The following is a 24,109-nucleotide window of genomic DNA, read 5'->3' as shown; positions in this document are numbered from 1 at the left end:
TTTTGATTTAACGCGCATTTCCCGCGATGCGCTTTATCTGGAGAGGCTAAATATGAAGTATCGTCTGCCATTGTATGTATCTGGGCTCGCATCGGCATGTGCCGTTGCCCTCGCGCTCAGCTTCGGCGCAGCCAAGGCCGAAGTTTCACCGCTGGACCTCGTTCAGCCGATCGCTGACTACAAAGTCTATGTGCAGGAAAACCTCGACGTTCTGGTAAAGGACACCAAGGCTTTCACCGACGCGGTCAAGGCAGGTGATCTCGAAAAGGCCAAAGGGCTTTATCCTTCTACGCGCGTTTCGTATGAAAAGATCGAGCCTATTGCCGAGCTTTTCGCTGATCTTGACGCTTCGATCGACAGCCGTGCCGATGACCATGAAAATGGTGAGAAGTCGGAAGATTTCACCGGGTTTCACCGCATCGAATATGGCCTGTTTGCGCAGAATTCGACTGAAGGACTCGCTCCGATTGCCGACAAGCTCTATGCAGATGTGCTGGAACTCCAGAAGCGCGTAAAAGACCTGACTGTTCCGCCGGAAAAGGTCGTCGGTGGTGCCGCTGCCTTGCTGGAAGAAGTAGCTGCAACCAAGATTTCCGGCGAGGAAGACCGTTACAGTCACACCGATCTTTGGGATTTCAAGGCCAATGTCGATGGTGCCCAGAAGATTGTTGAGCTCTTCAAGCCTTTGCTGGAAAAGGAAAATCCAGACCTCGTGAAGAAGGTGGAAGCCAATTTCAAGACTGTCGATGATATTCTCGTAAAGTACAAGAAGGGTGACGGTTACGAATCCTACGACAAGCTGTCGGATGATGATCGCAAGGCACTTGCTGGTCCTGTGACCACGCTTGCCGAAGATCTTTCTACCCTGCGCGGCACGCTCGGCCTGAACTAAATTACGGAAATAAAATGGCGGGTTAACCCGCCATTTTTATGCGCTCATACGCAGCTTGATTTCGGCATTAAGCAAAATGCGCTGTGTTTCCGGCAGTTCCAGTCGGTCATCCGTTGTTTCGCCCAATGTTCGAAACAAGAGCTCAATCGCCAGCCGCCCGATTTCATTATAATCCTGCGCCACTGTGGTGAGTGGCGGGCACGTATATTCCGATAGCGGATTATTGTCGTGACCGGCGACACGAACGTCGCAATCCTTGAGTCTGCCGATTTTCAGACCAGCCTGCCAGAGTGCGCTGGTTACGCCAAAGGCGATGCGATCATTGGAGCACAGAACAGTGCTTGTCGGAAGACGTCCCTTTTCGCGCAAAATTCGCGCGGTCTGCTCGAAGGCATAACGTTCGAAATCCCAGCTTCGGCTTTGTTCGAGCTCAATGATGCGCGGCTCATAACCCAGCTTTTCCATGGCCTGTCGATAGGCATCTTGTCGTTTGATAGCGTTGTTATTGACCATCGGCATGGAAAAATAGCAGGGCTCGCTGCCCGAGCGGCACAGATAGTCGACAATCAGATGAAAGGACTTGAGATTGTCGGTGCCGACAAAGGGCGAGGTGTTGTCGAGTGGAGAGTCGACATAGACAATTGGAACGTCATCGGCGAGGCGCGCCAGTGTCGAATGTTGCGACTCTTCCCCAAGCGGCGCGATGATGGCGCCTGCGACATTGAGCGAACGCAGGGTTTCAATTGCCTGCTTTTCCAGCTCAGGCTTGCCATCGGATGACAGAACAATCGCAAGATAGCCGCGTTGCTCTGCGAGCGACTGCAATCGCTTCGTCATCGCCATGTAGAAATGATCGAGCTGATTGGGAATAATTATACCCAGAATTGTCGTGCGACGTCGATTGAGGTTCACCGCGAAAAGATTGGGTCTAAAGCCGGATTGCTTGATCGCTGCTTCGATCAGTTCGCGGGTCTTGGGGCGGACGGATGATGGATCGCTGAAATATTTCGAAACCGTCGGACGTGAAAGCCCAACAAACTCCGAAAAATCCTCCATGGTGCGTATTGTCTTGCGCACGTCTTTACGTCCTGTTCGTCAGTTGTCGCGGGCAAGATGCACACGACGATGCTGTTTTTTGCGAAGCCGCCGCATAAACTGGAATGTGCTGATTTCTCAGGACAAAATCTGGCCCCGGTTGCCGCTTCTTCAACGATTTCAGGATGTTCCTCCAGCTCCGCTCGCCTTTATTTTCCTCCAGGCGAAGTTCAGCCAAACTGTCAAAGGCGGGGCAAAACGTCAAGCAGACAAATGTGTTCGCAGAGAATGATGCGGTGAATATCCATATGTGCTAAAACATCGGTCCGTGAATTTGGCAGGTAGAAATGTCCGCGATTTCAGCCTTCAGAACTGTTCACAATGGCGGTCGTTTCTCCTCGCAACGCAAAATTGAAAACCGTCCTTGACAAGCTACGGACGCTCGCGCCATAAATTTTACATATGTAAGAATTTTGCTATGCATTCGTAAAGGAGGAGACGAAATGCGGACCAAGTCTTATGTTGCAGGGCTTATTGCGTCTGCTGCAGGTGTTGCAGTTATGGCCGGGGCTGCGTGGGCGGAAGAGCTCACTATCGCGACGGTCAATAATGGTGACATGATCATCATGCAGAAACTGTCGCCGGAATGGGAAAAAGCCACCGGCAATAAAATCAACTGGGTTGTACTTGAAGAAAACGTGCTGCGTCAGCGCGTCACGACCGATATTGCCACCAAGAGCGGCCAGTTCGATATCCTGACCATTGGCGGTTACGAGACACCAATCTGGGGCAAGGCCGGCTGGCTTCTGTCGGTCGATGATCTCGGTGATGATTACGGTTATGACGATCTCATCAAGCCGGTTCGCGCCGGTCTGACGGTCGATGGCAAGCTCTACGCCGTGCCATTCTATGCCGAAAGCTCGTTTACACTTTATCGCAAGGACTTGTTTGACGCGGCGGGCCTTAAAATGCCCGATGCGCCAACCTATGCGGAAATCAAGGATTTCGCGACCAAGCTGACCGACAAGTCCAAAGAACAATATGGCCTCTGCCTGCGCGGAAAGCCGGGCTGGGGCGAAAACATGGCTTACCTCGGTACGCTGATCAATACGTTCGGTGGCAGGTGGTTCGATGAAAACTGGAAGCCTCAGATCAATTCGGACGAATGGAAGAAGGCGATCAACTTCTACGTCGATCTAATGAAGGAAGCAGGCCCTCCCGGAATTACCTCGAACGGCTTCAACGAAAATCAGGCCCTGTTCTCGACCGGCCATTGCGCCATGTGGATCGACGCTACGTCTGCTGCCGGACGCATCTATGATCCAAAGCAGAGCCAGGTTGCCGACAAGGTTGCCTTTACCAAGGCTCCGGTCGAGGTGACGCCAAACGGTTCCTCATGGGCGTGGTCATGGAATCTCGCAATTCCGGCATCGAGCAAGAAGGCGGAAGCCGCGAAGTCTTTCCTGAAATGGGCGACCTCGAAGGAATATGTCGAGCTCGTCGGCAAGTCGGAGGGTTGGGTCGCCGTTCCTCCGGGTACACGCCAGTCCACCTATGCCAATGAGGAATATAAGAAGGCAGCTCCCTTCGCGAATACGGTACTGAAAGCCATCGAATCTGCCGATCCAACAAAGCCGACCAAGGACCCGGTCCCTTATACTGGCATCCAGTTTGTGGCCATTCCTGAATTCCAGGCCATAGGCACGCTGGTTGGACAGGCAATCTCATCGGCTGTCGCAGGTCAGCAGAGCGTCGATGCGGCGCTCGACGGCGCGCAGCGTCAGGTCGAGCAGATCATGACGCAGGCCGGTTACATCAAGTAACCGTAAAATAAAGGTCTGCCGCCTTCGGTAGGAGGAAGGCGGCAGACCTGATTTTCGTAGAGGTTCGCCGCAGCGAATCCGAAACGGGAAGGGGAGGATAAGTCCGAATGCCAGCAAACCATGCGTTGGCCGCAGGCACAAAATCACGCTTTGCAGCAAAGTCGCGTCGTAGTGTCCGCACTGGACCGCTGCTCGCTCCAGCAGTCATTCTGCTTCTGCTATGGATGATCGTTCCGCTGGCGATGACCTTGTGGTTCTCGTTTCAGTATTACAATCTCATCAATCCATTCATTACTGGTTTTGCCGGTTTCTCGAACTATTCCTTCCTGTTATCCGATCCGACTTTATGGTCAGCAATCGCCAAAACGCTGATCCTTGTCGTGTCGGTTCTTGTAATATCAGTTGTCTTTGGCGTGCTTTTCGCAGTCATCTTTGATCAGGATTTCTGGGGTAAGAACATAGCGCGGCTTCTGGTCATTGCGCCGTTCTTCGTCATGCCGACCGTTTCCGCGCTGATCTGGAAAAACCTGCTGATGCATCCGGTGAACGGGCTGTTCGCCTTCATTTCACGCAGTTTCGGCCTGCCGGTAATCGACTGGTTCTCGCAGTTCCCAATGGCTTCCGTCATCATAATTGTATCCTGGCAATGGGTGCCGTTTGCGACACTGATCCTGATGACGGCGATGCAGTCACTGGATCGGGAACAGATGGAGGCGGCGCGCCTGGACGGGGCCAAAGGCCCGGTAATGTTCTATTATATCGTGCTGCCGCATCTGCTGCGCCCGATCTCGGTCGTCATCATGATCGAGACGATCTTCCTTCTGTCGGTATTTGCTGAAATTCTTGTCACCACTTCGGGTGGACCAGGTATCGCCACGACAACGCTTACCTATTTCATCTATCTGAAAGCGCTCCTGCAATGGGATATAGGCGGCGCTTCCGCAGCTGGTGTTATCGCCATCATCCTCGCCAACATCGTTGCCGCGTTCCTGATCCGGACTGTCGCACGAAATCTGGATAATTAGGAGGGCTGACCGATGGCTGCAAAACGCAAGATCAACAAGGCTGCCGTCTCGGCTGGGATCATTGGCTGGATCGTGGCACTGCTAATGTTCTTCCCGATCCTCTGGATGCTGCTCGCAGCATTCAAGACCGAAATCGACGCCGTAGCGCCCCCAAAACTGTTCTTTGAGCCAACGCTGGAGAATTTTGTCGCGGTCAATCAGCGTGCTGATTATTTCCGCTATGCCATGAACAGCATCGTCGAAAGTTTGGGCGCGACTATTCTCTCACTCATTATCGCGGTGCCCGCGGCTTATGCAGCGGCGTTCTTCCCTGGCAAGCGCACCAAAGACCTTCTTCTATGGATGCTGTCCACCAAGATGCTACCTGCAGTCGGTGTGCTGGTGCCGATCTATCTTCTGGCACGTGACACCGGACTTCTTGATACACGCACCGGCCTGATCATCATCTTCACCCTGTCCAACCTGCCGATTGTGGTCTGGATGCTCTACTCCTTCTTCAAGGAAGTCCCTGGTGAAATCCTCGAAGCAAGCCGTATGGACGGTGCGAAAGTTGGCCAGCAGATACGCTACCTACTGTTACCGTTGAGTCTTCCGGGTATTGCATCGACGGCGCTACTGTCCATCATCCTGTGCTGGAACGAAGCGTTCTGGAGCTTGAACCTGACGGCTTCGCAGGCCGGTCCGCTCACTGCATTCATAGCATCCTTCTCGTCACCGGAAGGGCTGTTTTGGGCGAAACTTTCGGCGGCCTCGACGCTCGCAATCGCGCCAATTCTTGTCTTTGGATGGGTCACGCAGCGCCAGTTGGTGCGCGGGCTTACCTTTGGCGCAGTGAAATAAAGGGAACGAAATGGCTACACTGTCACTGAAAAACGCCACCAAGTCCTTCGGCAATATTGATGTTATCAAGGGCGTCGATCTCGACATTGCAGATCGCGAATTCGTGGTTTTCGTCGGGCCATCCGGTTCAGGCAAGTCAACGCTTCTGCGCATGATTGCCGGGCTTGAGGAAATTACCGGCGGTGACCTCACGATTGATGGCGAACGTATCAATGATACGCCGCCGGACGAGCGTGGTCTTGCCATGGTTTTCCAGACCTATGCGCTCTATCCGCATATGAATGTGCGCGACAATATGGGTTTTGCGCTGAAACTAGCAGGCGTTGCCAAAGCCGAACGCGATCGCAAGGTGGAAGAGGTTGCAAAAACGCTGCAGCTTGACCGTTTGCTTGACCGCAAGCCGAAACAGCTTTCCGGCGGTCAGCGTCAACGTGTTGCCATTGGGCGCGCCATGGTGCGCGAACCGAAGATTTTCCTGTTCGATGAGCCGCTTTCCAATCTCGATGCTGCTCTACGTGTGCAGATGCGTATCGAACTGGCGCGTCTGCACGACCGGCTCAATGCTACAATGATTTATGTCACGCATGATCAGGTGGAAGCGATGACGCTTGCACATAAGATCGTGGTTCTCCGCGACGGGAAGGTGGAGCAGGTGGGATCGCCGCTGGAGCTTTATCACCATCCGGTCAACCGTTTTGTGGCTGGGTTTATCGGTTCACCGACCATGAACTTCATCGAGGTCAAAGTCAGTGCCGTCGATGCCGATGGGGTGACGGTTCAGCTTGCAAATGGAGGTTTCGTCAAAGCGCCTGTCAAAAGCGAGGGCGTAAGCGCTGGGGCGCCGCTGGTTCTCGGCATTCGTCCGGAACATCTTCATCCGGCAGCCGATGGTATCCTCGAAGGCGAGATCATGGTCGTCGAGCGTCTTGGCGGTGAGACCTATCTCTATGTGCAAAATGAAAGTGCAACCGGACTGATCGTGGCAGAGGCAGGCGGCGGAAGCGCGGCGCGTGCACACGAAGCGGCTAAGCTAGGTTTTGATCCGACTGACGCGCATTTGTTTACACCCGATGGCAAGGCTTTGGAGCGCTTTGAACGGCATCCACTGTTGCTGACGGAAAAGAAAACGCAACTGTGAGTGCAGGCTGCAATATCCCGGAGTATCCCCATGCGACTTAAAGACAAGGTGGCCCTCATCACTGGTGCTGCGCGCGGTATCGGACTTGGCTTCGCTGAAGCCTATGCGCGCGAGGGCGCGAGGGTTATTATTGCCGATATTAATATTGAGCGGGCAGAGGAGGCCGCACGCGGCATCGGTTCATCGGTCAAGGCGGTAAAGCTTGACGTGACCGACCTCAGTCAGATTGACAAGGTCGTTGCAGAGATCGACGCGGAATATGGCGGCATCGATATTCTGGTCAACAATGCCGCGATCTTCGATATGGCCCCTATCAACGAATTGACCGAGGAGAGCTATGAGCGTGTGCTTGGCATCAACTTGAAGGGGCCGCTTTTCATGATGAAGGCGGTTTCGAACGTGATGATTAAGCGCGGACGCGGCGGCAAGATCATCAATATGGCGAGCCAGGCGGGCCGTCGCGGCGAGGCGCTGGTGACCCTCTATTGCGCGTCCAAGGCTGCCATCATTTCTGCTACGCAGTCGGCAGCTCTCGCGCTCGTCAAGCACGGGATTAATGTCAATGCGATTGCGCCGGGTGTGGTCGATGGCGAACATTGGGACGTCGTGGATGCGAATTTCGCCAAATGGGAAGGCCTGAAGCCAGGTGAGAAAAAAGCGGCGGTGGCTAAGTCCGTGCCGATTGGTCGCTTTGCGACACCAGAAGATATCACCGGCATGGCTGTTTTTCTTGCCTCATCTGATAGTGACTACATCCTCGCTCAGACTTTCGGCGTTGACGGTGGCAACTGGATGGCGTGAGTAGAGGCCGGGACATTTGCAATGAAAGCGATTTATTTTACCGGCCATGGGGAAGCAGGTCTGGCTGACTTGCCGGAACCGGCATTGCAGCCGGGACACGCGCTGATCGACGTCAAGGCATCAGGTCTCTGTCACACCGACATTGATGTCCTGCATGGCCGCTACGGTTCCAGTGCGTTTCCGCTGGTGCCTGGGCATGAATATGCGGGCATTGTGGTCGCCTTGGCGGAAGACGTGACCAATATGAAGGTGGGGGACCGTGTTGCGGTCGATCCGAATATTCCCTGCGGTCATTGCCGTGCCTGCCTCAAGGGACTGACCAATCTCTGCTCCGATCTGAAAGCCTATGGTGTGACCCATAATGGTGGCTTTGCAGGCATGAGCCTTGTCGATGCCAGTCATCTCCACACCATCGGCGATCTGCCTTTTGATGTAGCAGCACTCGCGGAACCGCTTGCCTGTGTGTTGAACGGGCTTGGTGCGGCGGAGTTGAAGACCGGTCCGCGCGGCACCGAGAACGCGCTTGTCTTCGGTGCGGGGCCGATTGGCTTGTTGCTGGCTTTGTCTTTAAAGGCGCAAGGTGTGCGGCAGGTTTCTGTGGCGGATATCAATGAACATCGTCTGGCCTTTGTCGAGAGTCTCGGCCTCGAGCCAGTCGTATCGGGCTCGGAGATGCTGGATAAGCGTAAGCGCAGTTTCGATTTTGTTGCCGATGCGACCGGTATAGCCAAGGTCGTTGAAAGCATGATTGGCTTCACGGCTGACGGTGGTACGGTGCTGGTGTTTGGCGTTTGCGCACCCGACGCGCGGATTTCGACTGCGCCTTTCGACATTTTCCGTCGTCAGATCCGTATTGCCGGATCGCATTCATTGAACCGCAACATTCCGCAGGCCCTGGAAACACTCAAACAGGACAAGGGCGAAATGACACGCCTCGTTTCGCACCGGTTGCCGCTCAGCGAAATGCTGCCGTTCTTCACCAAGCACGGTGGGGATCCAGCCACGATGAAAGTCCAGTTCGTACCCGATTGAATTGAAGGAAATCGTCATGACCAAGCTGTCGCGTGCAACGCTCCAGAGCTTCGACAAGGTACACAAACCCGGCTACGATCCAACCGGTTTGAAACCGGGTATCGTGCATTTCGGTGTCGGCAATTTTCATCGTGCCCATCAGGCTGTATATCTGGACGATTTGTTCGGAATGGGTGAGGGGCACGACTGGGCGCTGGTTGGCGCCGGTGTGCGTGGCAGCGACGATGCCATGCGCGACACGCTCAAGGCGCAAGACTGGCTCACCACAGTTGTGGAACAAGAGGCCGGTTATACGGGAGCGAGGATCACCGCTTCCATGGTCGATTATGTAACCATATCGATAGAGGAAGGGCGAAAGGCTTTGATGGCCTATCTCGCATCGCCCGATACCCGCATTGTTTCCATGACGATTACCGAAGGCGGTTATTACATCGATCCGGCCAGCCAGACTTTCGATCCTGCTCATCCCGATATTGTGGCAGATGCCACCCATCCGGATCAGCCAAAGACTGTGTTCGGCCTGATCGTGCAGGCGCTGAAACTGCGCAAGGCGGCGAGCATTCAGCCTTTTACCGTCATGTCCTGTGATAACATTCCGGGTAACGGGCATGTGACGGAAGATGCCGTGACGGGATTGGCCAAGTTGAGCGACCCGACCTTTGCCGACTGGATTTCCGCCAATGTTGCTTTTCCAAATTCCATGGTGGATCGCATCACGCCAGCCACCGGTGCACGCGAGCGTCAAATCGCTGCGAAGGATTTCGGCGTCGATGATGGCTGGCCGGTGTTCTGCGAAGTTTTCAAGCAATGGGTGATGGAGGATAATTTCCCGACTGGACGCCCGGCTCTGGAAAAAGTCGGTGTCACATTCACCGATCAGGTTGCCGCTTATGAACTGATGAAAATCCGTATCTTGAACGGCGGTCATGCGGCCATCGCCTATCCTGGCGGATTGCTCGACATACATTTCGTGCATGAAGCGATGGAGCATCCACTGATCCGGCGCTATCTGGAAAAGCTGACCAAGGATGAAATCATCCCGGAAGTGCCGCCTGTTCCAGATACCAATCTCGAAGACTATCGCATCCTCATAGATGAACGCTTCGCAAATCCAAGCATAGGCGACACGATCCACCGCCTGTGCCTCGATGGCTCCAACCGTCAGCCGAAATTCATTCTGCCCACTGCTTCTGATCGGGTGGCCGAAGGCAAATCTGTGACAGGACTGGCGCTTGTTTCCGCATTCTGGTGTCGTTACTGCTATGGCACGACCGATAGCGGCACGGTTATTGAGCCGAACGATCCGTCATGGGATCGCCTGACCAAGCAGGCGGCCCTTGCAAAAAACAATCCCGCGGCGTGGCTTGCGATGGATGATATCTTCGGCTCGCTCGCGTCAAATCCAGCTTATGTGGCGGCTTTTTCATCCGCACTGCTGCGCATCTGGCAGGATGGGACTGTCAAAACGCTCGAGCGTTATCTGGCAGGTGAGCCACTATAACTGAAAATTACAAGGCGCCCGGATAGACCCTTACCGGGCGGTTGTCCTTGACTGACTCCATCACCACAAAAGTGGATGTGCTTGCGACATTGGGCAGGCTCGATATCTTTTCGCCCAGCACCTCGCGGTAACGCCGGATGTTGGGCGTTCGCACCTTCAGAAGATAGTCGAAAGAGCTTGCGATCATATGGCACTCCTCGACTTCACGTATCTTGCGCACGGCTGTGTTGAATGCCTCAAGCGCGGCTTCTCGTGTGTCAGATAGCTTGACCGTCGTAAAGGCGATATGGTCGAGGCCAAGTTTTTCAGGATCAATGGCGGCGCGAAAGCCGACAATATAACCTTCATCGACCAGCCTCTTCAGCCTCGCTTGGCATGGAGTCTTGGAAAGACCGACTTTTTTCGAGAGTTCCGTTACGGGGATGCGCCCGTCTTCGCTCAAGACTTCCAGAATGCGCCTGTCGAATTGATCCAGATCGTCTACAGAATCTATCTTTCGCATCCGTTTAGCCTTTTAATGAACATATAATAAGATCGATATTCCTTCATATGGAGCAAATGAAGGCAGAATGCAATTTGCACAAATGATAGTGTGCGCCCACTTAAAGCAGAGCTAAACTGGGCAGAGACGCTCGGGGCTGTTTTCATTTGCGAGCATTGCACCATGACCGATACCATACCCGCTCCTACCAATCCGGTTTTCCAGAATTTTGCGCCGCCGATCCGCGAACAAAGCGCACTGAGGCAGGCGATTACCGCCGCTTATCGCCGTCCGGAGGCCGAATGTGTTTCGGCGTTGGCGGCGCAGGCCGCTTTGCCGGAAGAAACGGCGAAGCAGGTCCGCTCCACTGCTCGCAAGCTGATTGAAGCGCTGCGCGCCAAGCACAAGGGTACAGGCGTCGAAGGCCTGGTTCATGAATATTCGCTGTCGAGCCAGGAAGGTGTGGCGCTCATGTGCCTTGCCGAAGCGCTGCTGCGTATTCCGGACATGGCGACGCGTGATGCGTTGATCCGTGACAAGATTTCGAATGGCGACTGGAAATCTCATATCGGTGGGGGTCGTTCGCTCTTCGTCAATGCTGCAACCTGGGGACTTGTCGTTACCGGCAAGCTGACCAACACGGTCAATGATCGCGGCCTGTCAGCTGCCCTGACACGTTTGATCGCTCGTTGCGGCGAGCCTGTCATTCGTCGCGGTGTAGACATGGCCATGCGGATGATGGGCGAACAGTTTGTCACCGGCGAAACCATCGACGAAGCTTTGAAGCGCGCCAAGCCGCTGGAAGAACGCGGCTTCCGCTATTCCTACGATATGCTGGGTGAGGCTGCGACCACCGCTGCCGACGCCGAGCGTTACTACCAGGATTACGAAACCGCCATTCATGCCATTGGTCGCGCGTCCGCCGGTCGCGGCATCTACGACGGCCCCGGCATTTCCATCAAGTTGTCCGCTTTGCATCCGCGCTATGTCCGTGCGCAAAGCGAACGCGTCATGGGGGAATTGCTACCGAAGGTAAAGGCGCTGGCCGCTATCGCGAAGTCCTACAATATCGGTCTCAACATTGATGCCGAGGAAGCCGATCGTCTGGAACTGTCGCTTGATCTGCTGCAAAGCCTGATCGAAGATCCGGATCTGGCAGATTGGGAAGGCATCGGCTTCGTGGTGCAGGCCTATGGCAAGCGTTGCCCGTTCGTACTTGATTTCATCATCGACCTGGCCCGTCAGAACAAGCGCCGCGTCATGGTTCGTCTGGTGAAGGGGGCTTATTGGGACGCCGAGATCAAGCGCGCACAGGTTGACGGTCTGGCAGACTTTCCGGTTTATACCCGCAAGGTACATACCGACGTTTCCTACATTGCATGTGCACGCAAGCTCCTTGCGGCAACAGATGCCGTTTTCCCGCAATTCGCAACGCACAATGCTCAGACGCTGGCCACCATCTATCATTTGGCTGGTCCGAATTTCAAAACCGGAAAGTTCGAGTTCCAGTGCCTGCATGGCATGGGTGAGCCGCTTTATGATGAAGTTGTCGGTGCTGAAAAGCTTGGCCGTCCAGCTCGTATTTATGCGCCGGTCGGCACACATGAAACGCTTCTCGCCTACCTTGTTCGCCGACTTCTCGAAAATGGCGCGAACTCGTCCTTCGTCAATCGCATCGGCGACGAAAGTGTTTCCGTCGATGAACTGATCGCCGATCCGGTAGAAGTCGTTCGCTCGATGGCTGTCGTTGGTGCGCGCCATGACCAGATTGCCCTTCCGGAAAATCTCTATGGCGCTCGCAAGAACTCTGACGGTTTTGACCTGTCAAACGAAGTCACGCTTGCTGAACTCAGCACGATTTTGAAGGACAGTGCTGGCCGCGTGTGGACGTCGGAACCTCAGGTTGCCGGAGCCAAGGTCAAGGGAACCAGTCGCTCTGTTTTCAACCCTGGAGACCGGAACGATGTTGTCGGTACAGTGACGGAGATCGCCGAAGCAGACGTAGCGAAAGCCATGAAGGCGGCACAGAAGGCCACGGCAAGCTGGTCTGCGGTTGCGCCAGCCCAACGTGCGGCTTGTCTTGAGCGCGCAGCGAATATCATGCAGCGCGATATGCCGGTTCTGCTGGGCCTCATCATGCGCGAAGCTGGCAAATCCATGCCGAACGCAATTGCTGAAGTTCGCGAAGCCATCGATTTCCTGCGTTATTATGCAGAGCAGACCCGTCGTACACTGGGCGTCGGCCACAAGGCGCTTGGACCTATCGTCTGCATCAGTCCGTGGAACTTCCCGCTGGCGATCTTTACCGGCCAGATTGCAGCAGCACTTGTCGCAGGCAATCCGGTCTTGGCGAAGCCTGCCGAAGAGACCCCGCTTATTGCAGCACAGGGTGTTCGTATCCTGCACGAGGCTGGCATTCCAGCCGATGCGCTTCAGCTTCTGCCCGGCGACGGTCGTATCGGGGCCGCGCTTGTGGCTGCAGAAGAGACATGCGGTGTAATGTTCACCGGTTCCACCGAAGTAGCGCGCCTCATACAGGCTCAGCTTGCCTCACGTCTGCTGCCAAACGGAAAGCCGATCCCGCTGATTGCTGAAACCGGTGGTCAGAATGCAATGATTGTGGATTCATCAGCGCTGGCGGAGCAAGTCGTGTTCGACGTTATTGCATCGGCTTTTGACAGTGCCGGTCAGCGTTGTTCGGCGCTCCGCGTTCTTTGCCTGCAGGAAGATGTCGCGGACCGCATCCTGACAATGCTCAAGGGCGCGCTCAGGGAACTTTCCATCGGCCGCACCGACAAGCTGAAGGTGGACATTGGGCCGGTTATCACCGATGAAGCCAAGACCATCATAGAAAAGCACGTTCAGGGTATGCGCGATCTCGGTCGCAAGGTTGAGCAGCTTCCGCTAGGTCCTGAAACACAGAATGGAACTTTCGTTGCACCGACCATTGTCGAGATCAATTCGCTTCGCGATCTGAAGCGGGAAGTCTTCGGCCCAGTTCTGCATGTCGTGCGCTACAAGCGCGATGATATGGAGCGCCTGATCGATGATATCAACGCAACCGGTTACGGGCTTACTTTCGGCCTGCATACGCGCCTTGATGAGACGATCGCCAATGTTGCGGATCGTATCTGCGTCGGCAATATCTATATCAATCGCAACGTTATCGGCGCGGTTGTCGGCGTACAACCTTTCGGTGGACGCGGCCTTTCCGGCACGGGTCCCAAGGCAGGCGGTCCGCTCTACCTTGGACGTCTCGTAGAGACAGCGCCGATCCCACCGCGTCACAGCTCGGTTCACACTGATCCGGCGCTCAAGGATTTTGCGAAATGGCTTGGCCAGCGCGGCATGAACGATCTGGCACAGGCTGCACGCGATACTGGCAGCGCTTCGGCCCTTGGTCTTGATCTTGAATTGCCGGGCCCGGTCGGCGAGCGCAATCTTTATGCGTTGCATCCACGTGGAAACATCCTGCTGGTTCCGCAGACTGAAACGGGCCTTTATCGACAGATGACTGCGGCACTCGCTACGGGCAACACTGTGTATGTCGATGAGGCTTCGGGTTTGCGGAATGTGCTGAAAGATATTCCGGCTTCGGTTGCGGCACGCACGATCTGGACGAATAACTGGGAATCCGACGCACCGTTCGCTGGAGCGTTGGTTGAAGGGGATGCTGAACGCATCGTTGAGATTAACAAGAAGCTTGCAACGCTTCCCGGACCGTTGGTTCTGACTCAGGCTGCTTCCGCGGAAGAGCTGGCAATCAACCCGGACGTCTATTGCCTCAACTGGTTGCTGGAAGAGGTTTCGACGTCGATTAACACCACAGCAGCGGGTGGTAATGCGAGCTTGATGGCAATCGGCTGATCCCGTTCGGGACAGGAAAGGACAAAAAAAGGCGGCTTCAGCCGCCTTTTTAATATGTCGGTACAGATTTGCATGGCTGTGCAAATGATATTCGAAAACAGAATGATTGGATTATTTTTTTTAATTTCAGAATAAAATTTACAAAGGCATTGACAGGCTTTCATAAAAGGCAAACACTATGCACACGCTTGCAAAAGCGTCGGCGTGGAGGCGCCGTCTAAAGGGAGGAAAACAATGCGTTCAGCATTTCTGGTTGCGGCGCTGGCCGCAGGTGTATCTTCATTCGCTTTTTCTGCGCAGGCCGCAGGCAATCTCAATCTTATCTGTTCCGCGGACGTGGTCATCTGTGAGCAGATGAAGAACATGTTCGAGAAGGATACTGGCATCAAGGTCAACATGGTGCGGCTTTCTTCCGGGGAAACCTATGCCAAGGTGCGTGCCGAAGCGCGCAATCCGAAGACGGATATCTGGTGGGCCGGTACAGGTGATCCGCACCTGCAGGCTGCATCTGAAGGGCTGACGCTCGAATACAAATCGCCAATGCTTGACCAACTGAATGATTGGGCCCAAAAGCAGGCTGAAAGCTCCGGCTTCCGTACGGTCGGGGTTTATGCCGGTGCGCTCGGTTGGGGTTACAACACCGATATACTTGCCAAGAAGAACCTGAAAGAGCCGAAATGCTGGGCCGATCTGCTTGATGCGTCCTATAAGGGCGAAATCCAGATGGCCAATCCGAATTCTTCCGGTACCGCCTACACGGCACTGGCAACGCTTGTTCAGATCATGGGTGAAGACAAAGCCTATGATTATCTGAAGAAGCTCAACGAAAATGTATCGCAGTACACCAAGTCTGGCTCGGCTCCCGTCAAGTCGGCTGCGCGTGGTGAAACTGGCATCGGCATCGTCTTCATGCATGATGCAGTATCGATGACGGCAGAAGGTTTCCCGATCAAGTCGGTCGCACCGTGTGAAGGCACAGGCTACGAAATTGGTTCCATGTCGATCATCAAAGGCGCCAAGAATCTCGAAAATGCGAAGAAGTGGTACGACTGGGCGCTGACCGCCGAAGTGCAGTCGCACATGAAGGATGCGAAGTCCTTCCAGTTGCCGTCCAACAAATCAGCCGAGGTTCCAAAGGAATCCCCGCGCTTCGAGGACATCAAGCTCATCGATTATGACTTCAAGACCTATGGCGAACCGGCCAAGCGCAAGGAGTTGCTCGAGCGCTGGGATAAAGAAATCGGTGCTCACGCCAACTGATTTTTCATTGGCTTGAAATCCGGGTGCGCCGCTCTTGTTGTGCGACGCACCTGTCCCGAATGACGGAGCAAGGTAGCGGTTTTCCTGAAATATGCAGGAACCGATGCCCCTCGTCATTCCTTGGAAATCCCCGATATGGAGGGATGCGGACATCCATGAAACAGCATAATCGCAGACTGGATATTGTTCTGGCGTTGGCGCTGGCGGCATTTGTTTTACTGCCGTGGTATCGCGTAGAAGACGGCTTTCTGAGTTTCGGCTGGCTGGCTGGAATGTTCGGGGATGGTGCAACTGCACCCGGCCTTTGGCAGATAGCCTTTTTCGGGCGGCCTTGGCTTGGCGCTGTTGCTGTATTCATGCTGCTTTGTGCTGGTGCCCGCTTCCTATTGCCTGTCGAGCGTCGTAGCGGGCTTATGATCTGGGGAAGCTTCCTCGGTGTGATTTTCCTGGCCCTGCAAGGATTGGCTATCGGTTTTTCCGGCTGGAACTGGACGATCAGTGAAAACCTGTTCGGTGCACTTTCTGACGGTCAGCCGGCCTTCGGTGCCGGAGCTATCCTGACGGGCTTCTGCTTTCTGCTGATTTTCTCGTTTAGTCTCGCTGAACGCGGCGTAATGAAGGGGGACGCATTCGTCGTCTCTTCCATTACCCTGCTTGTCGCATTGGTTGCCGTATTCGTCTTCTATCCTGTTATCAGCATGTTTGCGGGATCGGTTCAGGACTTCGATGGTTCATTCAAACCTGAGGGTTTCATCAGCAACATCCAGGATTCCTCAATCTGGAGTTTGGCCTGCGTTATAGGTGACGGGCGATGTGGTGTCGCGTGGCGCACATTGTGGCTGGCGCTGATGACGGCAACCGGATCCACAGTGCTGGGGCTGGCATTTGCACTGGTTGCGACCCGCACAGGTTTCCCTTTCAAGAAGGGCTTACGGCTTCTCACCATATTACCGATCATCACGCCGCCCTTCGTTGTCGGTCTTGCCTTGACACTGCTTTTTGGCCGCGCAGGCGTGGTGACGGAACAGATATCCAATATGTTCGGGGTGGAGCCGGGCCGATGGCTTTATGGCCTCACTGGCATATGGATCGCGCAGGTCCTGTCTTTCACACCGATTTCTTTCCTCGTGCTTATCGGCGTTGTAGAAGGCGTGTCACCGTCGATGGAAGAGGCATCGCAAACTTTGCGCGCTGATCGCTGGCGCACATTTCGCAGGGTTTCTCTGCCTCTGATGGCGCCGGGGCTTGCCAATGCATTTCTCATAGCTTTCATCGAAAGCATGGCGGATTTCGGCAATCCGATGGTGCTTGGAGGCAGCAATGGCGTACTTTCGACTGAAATATTCTTTGCCGTGGTGGGCGCGCAGAACGATCCATCACGTGCAGCCGTTCTCGCTATCGTCCTGCTCTGCTTTACACTGACCGCATTTCTTATCCAGCGTGTATGGCTCTCGGGCAAGAACTTCGCGACCGTGACCGGCAAGGGTGATTCCGGCATGCATGCCGGGTTGCCACGCGGGCTGAAGATCGGCGTTTATGCCCTTGTCATTCCGTGGATGATTTTCACCATTGTCGTTTATGCGATGATCCTTATCGGCGGCTTTGTGCGGCAGTGGGGGCTCGACAATACACTGACGGTTGAACACTACGCGCGCGCGTTTTCCATCAACTGGACCGAAAGCGGCATTGCGTGGACCGGCGTGGCATGGAACTCGTTCTGGACGACTATGGAAATTTCGCTGCTCTCGGCACCGCTGACTGCGGCAGTCGGTTTGCTGACGGCTTATCTAATCGTTCGTCAGCGTTTCGTCGGGCGGAATGTCTTCGAGTTTGCCCTGATGTTGAGTTTCGCCATTCCGGGAACGGTCATTGGCGTCAGCTACATCATGGCCTTCAATTTACCACCACTCGAAATGACCGGTACTGCGCTGATCCTGATCGCATGTTTCGTGTTCCGCAATATGCCAGTGGGTGTGCGGGGCGGGATTGCAGCCATGAGTCAGCTCGACAAGAGTCTCGACGAAGCTTCCCTGACGTTGCGGGCGAACAGTTTCCGCACGATCCGCAAGGTCATTCTACCATTACTGCGTCCGGCAATCACGGCAGCGCTGGTCTATTCCTTCGTACGCGCCATCACTTCCATCAGCGCGGTCATTTTTCTCGTTTCGGCGCAATACAACATGGCGACATCCTACATCGTCGGTCTGGTCGAAAACGGTGAATTCGGCGTGGCCATTGCATATTCATCGATGCTGATTGTCGTGATGATCGTAGTGATTACAGGCTTCCAGCTTCTCGTGGGTGAACGCAAGCTCAGGCGCGAGAACCGCGTTGCCGCTGTCACCCCCGTCAAAACTATTCGTCAGGAGAAAACCGCATGACTGCGATCCGTCCCGGCTCCGTTACATTTGAAAATGTCACCAAGAAATTTGGTAACTTCACCGCCTTGCCCGATCTATCCCTGACTGTCGAGCCGGGAACTCTGGTGACGCTCCTTGGACCATCCGGTTGTGGCAAGACGACGACATTGCGGCTGCTGGCTGGGCTCGAACATCCTACCTCTGGCCGTATTCTGATCGGCGGCAAGGATGTGACCAATCTGCCAGCCAATGAGCGGGATGTATCGATGGTTTTCCAGTCCTATGCGCTCTTTCCGCATATGAACTCGCTCGACAATGTGGCCTACGGCCTGGAGTCCTCGGGCTTGAAAAAAGCGGAAGCGCGGGAACGTGCTGAAGAGGGTTTGAAGCTTGTCGGTCTTGCCGGAATGGGGCATCGCCTTCCGGCTGAACTTTCAGGTGGCCAGCAACAACGCGTGGCAGTGGCCCGTGCTCTAGTACTGGAGCCCCAGGTTTTACTTCTGGATGAACCGCTTTCGAACCTCGACGCTCGTTTGCGCCGCCGGGTGCGCACTGAAATTCGCGAGCTTCAGCAGCGGCTCGGTTTTACCGCCGTCTATGTCACGCACGACCAGGACGAGGCGCTCGCTGTCTCCGACACAATCATCGTCATGAAGGAGGGTAATATCGCACAGAAGGGAAGCCCTCGTGATCTCTATGAAACACCGGCCTCAGCCTTTATAGCGGATTTCATGGGAGAGGCGAATGTTGTGCCGTGTGAGGTGATGACGGCAGAGGGGGGCGAAGCTGTCATTCGTGTGGGCAGCCTGACCCACCGGGTTACCGCACGCAACGCCCGACCGGGACCGGCACAACTTGCGATTCGTCCGAATGCAGTGACGTTGCAGCCAAAGGCAGATGGCGGTTTTCCTGGACGTATCGCGCATTCAGCCTATCTAGGCGATCATATCGAGTATGAAATCGAGACCGAACACGGCAAACTTTTCATTGTTGACCCGGCGGTCGAAGAGGCGCTGCCACCACAAACCGATGTCTCTATCGAGTTCAAAACGCGCGGACTTGCCATCATCAATCAATAGGCGCAGAAAAGTCGTGCCTTTATTTACCTCTCATCGGAAAATCATCATGACTTCCCATCCCCGACAGGAACTAGAAGCGCGGCTTGCGCTTGCTGAAAAGATCGCGCGTGAAGCGGGCGCCAAAGCTCTCGACTATTTCAAGCGGCGTGAAACGCTGGTTATCGAAACCAAGCGTGATCCGCAGGATGTGGTTTCCATTGCCGACCGCGATGTTGAGCAACTTATTCGATCCCGTGTGTCGGAAACCTTTTCTCAAGACGGATTTCTGGGAGAGGAGTACGGGCTGAATGAAGGCACTTCAGGCTACACATGGGTTGTAGATCCGATCGATGGTACCAGTCCTTTCGTCAATGGCATGCCGAACTGGTGTGTTTCCATCGCGGTTCTGAAAAACGATGAGCCTGTCATCGGCGTAATTCAGGCCCCGTGCTTCGATGAACTCTATGCCTCGGCAAAAGGCCTGGGCGCAACGCTTGATGGCAAGACGCTGGTGCTCGATTCGAGCCGCACGATCCGTAATTCTGTGACGGGCATTGGTGCCAACAACTACGTTACGCCGCAGGTCGTGGCGAAAATCGTGGAAGATCTGCTTGAAGCAGGCGGAACGTTTATTCGCAATGGTTCCGGTGCGCTCATGATTGCTTATGTAGCCGCTGGCAGGCTGGTCGGCTATTATGAGCCTTATATGCATGCCTGGGATTGCATGGCGGGCTTTTGCCTCGTGCGTGAGGCGGGCGGTTATGCGCATCCTTTCCCTGTCGATGGAGAGAAGCTGACCAAAGGCAACAAGGTTTTCGTGGCGGCGCCCGGTGCAATCGATGATCTCAAGAAGGTTGCTCGCCTATAGAATTGGATATGATCTTTCCGGGATTTCAGTTCCAGCCATATTCTGAATAGGGTTCGTTGCCAGCCGCGCAGAGGAGTGCCTGCCGGACGTAGGGAATTGTATGATCCGGCAGATTGTCCAGCCTTCTCCATTGCAGAGCGGCATGCTTATCTGGCTCACATAGGGCAGGTGTGCCGGTCCATTCATCGGCGCGGAAGAAATGACCCAGCCATTGATTGCCAGCCGTCAAGCTGTGCAAGGTGTGGACTGGCTTTAAAGCTTCCGGCGCTATGACTACGCCAGTCTCTTCGAAGGCTTCACGTGCCGCTGCTGCCCGGATTGTTTCGCCCGCCTCCAGCCCTCCGGCTGGAATGCTGAGCCAGCCGTCCATCCATCCGGTTGCCTTCCGCTGCAACATGCAGATTTCTGGTCCTCGTGCCAGCATGACAAAGACTGCGGACGAAAGCTGGAAGCGTACACGCTCGTTCAATTGATTCTCCCAAAAAGCAAATAGGCCAGTCTTTCACAGACTTACCGGTAGTTTACACGAGTCGATTTTGCTCAGAAGTGAGATCAGAGACGGGTCAGTGATTGTCGCGCTTGAAAATCCAGTCGTGATCGGGATGGTTTTTGAACCGCCATTTGCGCAAAGGACCAGCCATCACATTGAGATAATACATCTCGTACCCATAAGGTGCGCCACATGGATGATGCCCCTTTGGTACGAGCACGACATCTCCGTCAGAGACCGCCATGGTTTCATCAAGGCTTCCATCTTCGGTGAAAACACGCTGGAAGCCGAAGCCCTGCGCCGGATTGAGGCGGTGATAATATGTCTCTTCCAGATAGGTCATGCCCGGAAAATTGTCTTCGTCGTGCCTATGGGGTGGATAGGACGACCAGTTTCCCTGCGGTGTAAATACTTCGGTAACAAGAAGGCTATCGGCCACATCGCGGCCTTCCATTGCGATATTATGGATGAAGCGGGTGTTGGCACCTTTTCCACGTTGTTCCAGCGTCAGGCTTTCTGGCCCAAGCTTCTGTGCCTTGCGGCCCGGCTTGCCCGGCGCGGTGCAAACGGCCAGAACACAATCTGTCGTGGCAGTCGCGCGCCAGTCGCTTTCAGCTGGCACATAGAGACAGTGCGGCGGCAGTTTCTCGAACACGTTCATGCGTTCGCCCATCTCGCCAAAATCCTCGCCAGAGGCAGAAATGTTTGCCTTACCTTCCACGAGAACGAGGATCACCTCGGTCGATCCGGTTCTTTCGGAAACACTCTCGCCGGACTTGAGACGATAGAGCCCGAACCCGACATAGCCCCAATTGGCACTTTCCGGGGTGATGTCGTGTACCTTGCCATGCGGGCCGTCGGGCTTGCGCAACAAATTGGCCATGTCTCAGTCTCCTTTGTCGAGTCCTGCTTCGCGTGCGAATGATTTCAGCGATTTCAGTCCAAGCGACTGATACTCATAGGGATTACGAATATCCGGGTCCTGTTCGGCTTCGATCACCAACCAGCCTTGATAGGCTTTGTCAGCGGCAACTTTTAGCACAGGTACGAAGTCGACACCGCCATCTATATCGCCCGGAACAGTGAATACACCGCGGCGGACACCCTCCAGAAACGACAGGCTCTGGTCACGTACTTCAGTGGCTATCGCCGGGCGAACGTTCTTGGCGTGGATATGCCCGACTCGGCCCATATGCTTTTTCGCAACCCGTTCAGGATCGCCGCCACCAAACAGGCAGTGACCTGTATCAAGAAGAAGTTTCGTATGCGGTCCGGTATGCTGCATCAGAAGATCTATCTCGTCCTCGCTCTGCACTACCGTTCCCATGTGATGATGGTAGACAAGCGCAATACCTTGGGCCGCCGCATATTCTGCGAGTGCTTCTACGTCCGCGCCGAATTCTTCCCAGCGCGCTTTTTCCATCACCGGACGCTCGGATAGCGGCTTGTCGTTGTCGCCGTGAATGGCATTAGACGTTTCGCAAACAATAATGACCTTCGAACCCATCGCCTTCAGGAGGTCGAGCGCAGGCTGCATTGCTTTCTTTTCTTCTTCGACCGGATTCACCAGCAGGTTGAGCGAATGCCAGCCCGATACATAGCGAAGCTTGCGGGGCTCGAGCACGGCTTTAAGAGTGGCGGCCTCCTGCGGGAATTTATGACCTTTTTCGATCCCGTTGAACCCGATCTCGGCGGTTTCATCGAGACATTGATCCAGCGTGATATGTGCGCCGAGGCTGCGATCATCGTCGTTCGACCAGGCAATAGGATTGGTGCCATAGAGGATCATCGGTCAGTTTCTTTCTTTGAGCTTGGCTTCATAATCTTTACGCGCGGCACGTACCTGTTCGCGTTCCGAGACTTCCGGCACAGCGACATCCCACCACCAACCGCCAGTTTCAGGGGTAGGATAAGGATCGGTGTCGATAATGACGACAGTGGTGCGTGGGCTGTTGCGGGTTTCCGCCAGTGCTTCTTCCAGCTCGCGGATTGAGCCCACTTTCTTCGTATCTGCGCCCATGGCACCGGCGTGGGCAGCGAAATCGATATGCGACGGGTTCACGTGGCTCGAATGGTCGAGCAGATTGTTGAACTCGGCGCCGCCGGTTGCCATCTGCAGCCGGTTGATACAGCCAAAACCGCGATTGTCGGTAACAACAACTGTGATCTTCTGCCCCATCATGACGGCAGTGGCGAGCTCGGAATTGGCCATCATGTAGGAACCGTCGCCAACCATCACGATGACGTCCCGATCCGGTTCGGCCATCTTGATGCCAAGGCCACCGGCGATTTCATAACCCATGCACGAAAAGCCATATTCCATGTGATAGGACATGGGACGACCAGCCTTCCAGAGTTGGTGCAACTCTCCCGGCATCGTGCCTGCCGCGCACATGACAACGGTGTTTTCTCGTGCTTGACGCTGCGCTGCGCCGATCACCTGCATGTCAGTCGGCAAGGTATTGCTATCGCGGGGGGCTGCGGTAAACCGGTCAGCCGCCGCAAACCATTTCTCTTTCAATGCTGCGTCTACGGGTTGGCGTTTATAGCTGCCAACCGCTTTCGAGAGCGCTTCAAGGCCAATCTTTGCATCGGCAACCAATGGCAGCGAACCGTGCTTTGAGCCGTCGTAGGGTTGGATGTTTAGCGAGAGAAGCTTGCGTCCCGGGTGTTTGAACAGGGCCCATGATCCGGTCGTGAAGTCCTGAAAGCGCGTGCCAACACCGATCACAAGATCGGCTTCCGCCGCGATGGCATTGGCGCTGTCTGCCCCAGTTACGCCAACCGGGCCAAAATTGAGTGGGTGATCCCACGGTAGAGCCGATTTACCGGCCTGCGTTTCAATGACCGGAACGCCATGCACTTCGGCAAAATTGCGTAACGCGTCGTGGGCGCTGGAGTAGTGCACTCCACCGCCTGCAACGATAATGGGTTTAAGCGCTGCCTTGATTGCTGCCGCTGCGGTATTCAGTTCATTCTCATCCGGCGGTGGGCGGCGCCAGTACCAGACTTTCTGCTCAAAGAATTCTTCCGGCCAGTCATATGCTTCCGTTTGCACATCCTGACAGAAAGCCAGCGTAACCGGCCCGCAATCTGCAGGATCGGTCATGGTGCGGAAGGCTCGGGGAAGGGCAGTGAGAAGCTGTTCAGGCCGGGTAATCCTGTCGAAATAGCGGCTGACCGGACGAAAACAGTCATTTACGGTCATAGTGCCGTCATTGAAATCTTCGATCTGCTGCAAGACGGGATCAGGTCCACGATTGGCAAAGACATCGCCTGGAATGAGAAGGACGGGTAGACGGTTGACATGGGCAAGGGCTGCTGCCGTGACCATATTTGTTGCACCGGGGCCGATGGAGGAGGTGACGGCGCAAACGCGCTTGCGCCCAAGTTGTTTGGTATAAGCAATGGCTGCATGGGCCATGGTCTGTTCATTATGGCCGCGCCATGTAGGCAGTTCTTCGCGAATGCCATGGAGGGCCTCGCCAAGTCCGGCCACATTCCCGTGGCCGAAAATAGCCCAGACACCTGCGATAAAGGTCTCACCATTTGGTGTCATCTGATTGGCAAGGTAGCGTACCAATGCCTGCGCAGCGGTCAATCGAACGGTTTTCATAGCTCCTCCAGCTTCCTCCCGG

Annotated in this window: 19 protein-coding genes; 13 read left to right on the top strand and 6 right to left on the bottom strand. The window is 55.0% G+C overall.

Annotated features, from left to right (window positions below; genetic code table 11):
• Window positions 1–52 precede the first annotated feature (52 nt).
• Window positions 53–892, top strand: a complete 840-nt coding sequence (gene efeO / locus MKS82_RS21045; protein WP_109986426.1) for an iron uptake system protein EfeO — start codon at window positions 53–55, stop codon at window positions 890–892.
• A 36-nt stretch (window positions 893–928) separates the two neighbouring features.
• Here efeO and MKS82_RS21040 read toward each other — a convergent pair whose 3' ends face one another.
• Window positions 929–1,948, bottom strand: coding sequence for a LacI family DNA-binding transcriptional regulator (locus tag MKS82_RS21040; protein WP_109986427.1), 1,020 nt, complete (start codon window positions 1,946–1,948; stop codon window positions 929–931).
• 482 nt (window positions 1,949–2,430) lie between these two features.
• Between MKS82_RS21040 and MKS82_RS21035 the strand changes: the two genes are divergently transcribed.
• The 7 genes from MKS82_RS21035 to MKS82_RS21005 all read left to right on the top strand — a co-directional run bounded on the left by MKS82_RS21035 (window position 2,431) and on the right by MKS82_RS21005 (window position 10,087).
• Window positions 2,431–3,750, top strand: a complete 1,320-nt coding sequence (locus tag MKS82_RS21035) for an ABC transporter substrate-binding protein (protein ID WP_181394230.1) — start codon at window positions 2,431–2,433, stop codon at window positions 3,748–3,750.
• Window positions 3,751–3,857: 107 nt separating this feature from the next.
• On the top strand, window positions 3,858–4,775 hold the full coding sequence (locus MKS82_RS21030; protein ID WP_061347018.1) for a carbohydrate ABC transporter permease: 918 nt from the start codon (window positions 3,858–3,860) through the stop codon (window positions 4,773–4,775).
• Window positions 4,776–4,787: 12 nt separating this feature from the next.
• Window positions 4,788–5,615 carry a carbohydrate ABC transporter permease gene (locus tag MKS82_RS21025; protein ID WP_071631356.1) on the top strand — a complete coding sequence of 276 codons (828 nt, stop codon included), beginning with the start codon at window positions 4,788–4,790 and terminating at the stop codon, window positions 5,613–5,615.
• Between the two features lie 10 nt (window positions 5,616–5,625).
• Complete coding sequence (locus MKS82_RS21020) at window positions 5,626–6,753, top strand: ABC transporter ATP-binding protein (RefSeq protein WP_109986428.1); 1,128 nt, start codon at window positions 5,626–5,628, stop codon at window positions 6,751–6,753.
• A gap of 30 nt (window positions 6,754–6,783) precedes the next feature.
• Complete coding sequence (locus MKS82_RS21015; RefSeq protein ID WP_109986429.1) at window positions 6,784–7,554, top strand: L-iditol 2-dehydrogenase; 771 nt, start codon at window positions 6,784–6,786, stop codon at window positions 7,552–7,554.
• A gap of 21 nt (window positions 7,555–7,575) precedes the next feature.
• A complete protein-coding gene (locus tag MKS82_RS21010; RefSeq protein ID WP_109986430.1) occupies window positions 7,576–8,586 on the top strand; it encodes a zinc-dependent alcohol dehydrogenase family protein in 1,011 nt (336 codons plus the stop codon).
• Between the two features lie 16 nt (window positions 8,587–8,602).
• The gene (locus MKS82_RS21005) at window positions 8,603–10,087 is read left to right on the top strand and encodes a mannitol dehydrogenase family protein (protein WP_109986635.1); all 1,485 of its coding nucleotides are present in this window, start codon (window positions 8,603–8,605) and stop codon (window positions 10,085–10,087) included.
• Window positions 10,088–10,094: 7 nt separating this feature from the next.
• Here MKS82_RS21005 and MKS82_RS21000 read toward each other — a convergent pair whose 3' ends face one another.
• A complete protein-coding gene (locus MKS82_RS21000) occupies window positions 10,095–10,589 on the bottom strand; it encodes an Lrp/AsnC family transcriptional regulator (RefSeq protein ID WP_010659033.1) in 495 nt (164 codons plus the stop codon).
• Between the two features lie 162 nt (window positions 10,590–10,751).
• On the opposite strand from MKS82_RS21000, the gene putA reads away from it, so the two are divergent.
• From putA to MKS82_RS20975, 5 genes are all read left to right on the top strand, one after another.
• Window positions 10,752–14,435, top strand: coding sequence for a trifunctional transcriptional regulator/proline dehydrogenase/L-glutamate gamma-semialdehyde dehydrogenase (gene putA / locus MKS82_RS20995; protein ID WP_109986431.1), 3,684 nt, complete (start codon window positions 10,752–10,754; stop codon window positions 14,433–14,435).
• 234 nt (window positions 14,436–14,669) lie between these two features.
• Window positions 14,670–15,695: an ABC transporter substrate-binding protein gene (locus MKS82_RS20990; protein WP_109986432.1), complete on the top strand. Its 1,026-nt coding sequence runs from the start codon at window positions 14,670–14,672 to the stop codon at window positions 15,693–15,695.
• Between the two features lie 155 nt (window positions 15,696–15,850).
• Window positions 15,851–18,076, top strand: coding sequence for an ABC transporter permease (locus MKS82_RS20985; RefSeq protein WP_109986433.1), 2,226 nt, complete (start codon window positions 15,851–15,853; stop codon window positions 18,074–18,076).
• Window positions 18,073–19,134, top strand: a complete 1,062-nt coding sequence (locus MKS82_RS20980; protein WP_109986434.1) for an ABC transporter ATP-binding protein — start codon at window positions 18,073–18,075, stop codon at window positions 19,132–19,134. Before MKS82_RS20985 ends, MKS82_RS20980 begins: the two co-directional genes overlap by 4 nt.
• A 46-nt stretch (window positions 19,135–19,180) precedes the next feature.
• A complete protein-coding gene (locus MKS82_RS20975; RefSeq protein ID WP_109986435.1) occupies window positions 19,181–19,981 on the top strand; it encodes an inositol monophosphatase family protein in 801 nt (266 codons plus the stop codon).
• A gap of 25 nt (window positions 19,982–20,006) precedes the next feature.
• Here MKS82_RS20975 and MKS82_RS20970 read toward each other — a convergent pair whose 3' ends face one another.
• From MKS82_RS20970 to iolD, 4 genes are all read right to left on the bottom strand, one after another.
• The gene (locus MKS82_RS20970; RefSeq protein WP_210205205.1) at window positions 20,007–20,450 is read right to left on the bottom strand and encodes an NUDIX hydrolase; all 444 of its coding nucleotides are present in this window, start codon (window positions 20,448–20,450) and stop codon (window positions 20,007–20,009) included.
• 94 nt (window positions 20,451–20,544) lie between these two features.
• Window positions 20,545–21,354, bottom strand: coding sequence for a 5-deoxy-glucuronate isomerase (iolB, locus tag MKS82_RS20965; protein WP_109986436.1), 810 nt, complete (start codon window positions 21,352–21,354; stop codon window positions 20,545–20,547).
• Between the two features lie 3 nt (window positions 21,355–21,357).
• Window positions 21,358–22,260 carry a myo-inosose-2 dehydratase gene (iolE, locus tag MKS82_RS20960; RefSeq protein WP_109986437.1) on the bottom strand — a complete coding sequence of 301 codons (903 nt, stop codon included), beginning with the start codon at window positions 22,258–22,260 and terminating at the stop codon, window positions 21,358–21,360.
• Window positions 22,261–22,263: 3 nt separating this feature from the next.
• The gene (gene iolD / locus MKS82_RS20955) at window positions 22,264–24,087 is read right to left on the bottom strand and encodes a 3D-(3,5/4)-trihydroxycyclohexane-1,2-dione acylhydrolase (decyclizing) (RefSeq protein WP_109986438.1); all 1,824 of its coding nucleotides are present in this window, start codon (window positions 24,085–24,087) and stop codon (window positions 22,264–22,266) included.
• Between the last annotated feature and the right edge of the window lie 22 nt (window positions 24,088–24,109).

Source organism: Ochrobactrum sp. A-1 (assembly GCF_022488005.1).
Taxonomy (GTDB): Bacteria; Pseudomonadota; Alphaproteobacteria; order Rhizobiales; family Rhizobiaceae; genus Brucella.
The sequence above is the reverse complement of the archived record's forward strand: the minus strand, read 5'-3'. Positions and strand labels throughout refer to the sequence as shown.